The organism is Helicobacter ailurogastricus (assembly GCF_001282945.1).
Taxonomy (GTDB): Bacteria; Campylobacterota; Campylobacteria; order Campylobacterales; family Helicobacteraceae; genus Helicobacter; species Helicobacter ailurogastricus.
Genome location: NZ_CDMG01000004.1, coordinates 1 through 3033, shown reverse-complemented (window position 1 = coordinate 3033; position 3033 = coordinate 1). Strand labels below are relative to the sequence as shown.

General features: G+C 45.2%; 2 protein-coding genes. Both read right to left on the bottom strand.

Translation table 11 applies throughout. From position 1 onward, the window contains the following. Positions 1-133: 133 nt before the first annotated feature. On the bottom strand, positions 134-2656 hold the full coding sequence (locus HAL07_RS08060; RefSeq protein ID WP_202903471.1) for a coiled-coil domain-containing protein: 2523 nt from the start codon (positions 2654-2656) through the stop codon (positions 134-136). Between the two features lie 150 nt (positions 2657-2806). Further along, a complete protein-coding gene (locus tag HAL07_RS07905) occupies positions 2807-2977 on the bottom strand; it encodes a hypothetical protein (protein ID WP_156295926.1) in 171 nt (56 codons plus the stop codon). Positions 2978-3033 lie beyond the last annotated feature (56 nt).

Here is a 3033-nt window from a genome sequence, read left to right as displayed (position 1 = left end):
CCCCCCCCCCCCCCCCCAAACTTTAACAGCAAGCCCCCCACATGCGACCACCATATTAGCGTGCATCCCTCTTTTTACCATCTGGGCATTATAACAAGTCCATGTTAATACTATGCAAAATGGGTGTTAAAGGTTACATCCCCAAAGGCTTCTTAGGCGTGGTGTCCTGTGTAGGCTGTGGGCTTTTGAGTGGCTCTGTAGGCTTAGGCGTGGGCTTGCTTTTGGTAGGGGTTGGGGTGTTGGTTTTGGTCTGTTTGGCTTGCTCTTGTGCTCTTTGTTTCGCCCGTTTTTCTGCCTTGCTCCGTGCATACCAGCCTTTTGCGTGTTGTTGCCTTTTCTCTTTATGCGTGTCTCTAAGCTTTTGTCTGTTTAGGCTAGCGATGTAATCCATGGTCTCACGCATAAGCCCCCAGTCGTCTTTAAAAGCCACAACATCAATCTGCGGTAAATCTTTGCCTAAGAAGTCATAAAGGCGGATATTCAGTCCCTCAAGGCGTGGCTTAAACCATACGGGGGCTATCCTTGTCTCAAAAGCTTTAGAAGCGTGCGGTGGGATTCTCACACTTTCTAAGATACCTCCCCCCTCATCTTTCTCTTGCCAATGGGCGAGTCTGTCGTAGTCATAGCACTTCTCTATCGCGGTCGCCAAATCCACATCGCCCCCAACATTCAAGCCCACTATCCCCTTGTCATCGTCCCTTTCTACAATCTCTAGCCCGTTTTTCCAGCCCACTCCCTCTAACACATTGTTTCCCCCTACCCAGTCCAGCAATTTGGCGTAGTAGCGTTTGATGGTTTCTAGTAGCAAAGCTTCATAATCGGGTTTTTCAGCTCTACCGAAAAATAGCCCATCCCCTTTCAAATTTTCCCATTTGGGCTCTTTCAAAGCAAAATAGCAAATGTGTTTCCCCACTAAAAAGCCCACAATGGGGTGTCCCTGATCTCTAGCCACTGCAAAGAATCGCTCATGGTTAAGGCTGTTTTTAAGACGGCTGTTTGCATAGACATTCACCACATACTGGCTTCCTCTAAGGGCTTCAACCTCTTTCTCTAAACTGCTAGCCTTTTGCTCTGCCTTTTGCTTTTGGGCTGTAAGCTCTACGATCTGCTTATCTTTCAGCGCGCTAGCGGCATTCAAATCCTCAACTGCTTTGGTGTGGGCGGTGTTTAATTTCTCAAGCTCTTTGGTGTGTTTCTGCCTCAAGTCCTCAAGCTCTGGGGTGTTGCTTGTTTGGCTGGTCTCTAGCGCGCTGTATTTGGTCTCTAACGCCTTGTGTGTTGTTTGTAAGTCTGCTAGGGCGGTCTCTGCTTTTGTCTTAGCGTCTGTGAGCTCTTGGGCGGCTTTAGGGCTTAGATAGTCTTTGTATTGCTCTTGCAGGGCTTTATAAGCTTCCTTGTGCTCTTTAGCCTCTTGCTCTAGGGCGACAATGCGCTTCTTTAGATCATCAATGTTTAAGCCCTCATCTTTTAACGCCCGCAACGCCTTATAATCTCCTTGTGTAAAGATTTTGTATTCACCTAAGCGTTGATTAATGTCTTTCCATTGCAGTCTTACATTCTCAAGTAAGGGTTTAATCTCTTTAATGGTGAGCTTCTTGTCATGTGGTGCTACAAAACCCGTTAGGTCTGTGAGCGTGGTTGTGAGTGTGGCTAATAGCTCCTCGTTGTTGGCTTCTAGCTCTTGTTTCTGTTGCTCGAAGTTATCGCGTTGTCTGCTTATAATTGTGTTAATGCGTGCCAGCTTGTTGTTTTCCTTGTTGAGCTCGGCATTAGAAGTTTCAAGCTCTTGCTTCTCTTGGGTTAGGGTAGCCTCTCGATCTGCATAACGCTTTATAGCCCTCTTAGCCAGCACCTCTGTCTCGCTTACTATGTTATCCCAAGTTATGTGAATGCCAGCGCGGTCTTGTTCTGTGATTAAGCCGGACAGATCATAAAAGATGTCAAGCGTTTCAATAAGTCTGCCTAATTCCTCTTTCTTCTGCGCGTTATAATCCCCAAGTTCTTTAGAGTGGTCTCGGTTTAACTTCTCAACAACTGCATTGTGTTTCTGCCTTGTCTCATTCATCAACTGGGCGTAAGCTCTAGGCTCAATGCGTTTTCTGCCACTCTTTTTCACAGCCTCACCCCTTTGCATGCCTAAGATGTCGGCGGTCTCGGTTTGGATTTGACTTAAAGCTTTAGGTTTTTGCAAGTTGCCTCTAAACAAACTCTTGCCCGTATTCTCATCTAGCGTAACAAACTCTAAGTGTGCGTGTTGGTTAAGGCGGATGTTGCCCTCCTCATCTTTATGTCCCTCATCTCTGTGGATAGCGATTTGGTAGCATTGAAACCCGTATTTGGTTTTAAAGTGGTCGGCTAGCCTTTCTAAGTCCTGCATAGTGGTGTCGGGCTTAATATTGACAACGGCACTCCAAAGATAGCTTGTAGCTCTAAACTTCTGCCCTACATGCTCTTTGTAATCTAGTATGGCTTTTTTGACAATAGCATTCTTTAAAGCCTCTGCTTGATCTGCGCTCCTATTAACTTCTACACCACCGCCCACTTTTTCAACATCTTCTTGCGGTAGTAAGTTACTAGACTTTTGTGAGCGGTCATTATGATATGTTTGGATTTCGTTTTCAGTTTTAATGAAGTGGATTGAAGATGTGTTACCCATTACCCCGCTCTCCTTTTAAAGTTTTACTTCTTTGGTGCTTTCTTTTGTGCTACCTTATGACGCGCGTTGTCTAACTCATCCTCCTGCACCTTTAACAACTCAAGTTGCTTGTTTTTCTAAATTTATTTTCTCGGCTTCTACTTTCGCTTTTTATTCCCACACAATGTTTAGTTTTCGCTGTAGCTCCCGCTCTGTCAATTCAGTTAAAGGCTTCTTAGGCTTCTTGTCTTTCTTGCCTGTAGAAACTTTAGCGGGCACTAAAGATTGTGTGCTAGTGGCTTGTGTTTCGCTGTCCGTTTGTGGGTTGTTCTGTGGTAACATCATAAATCCTTGTATTAAGATGTCTTATTATACAAAATCTTTAAGCCCCTACGGCG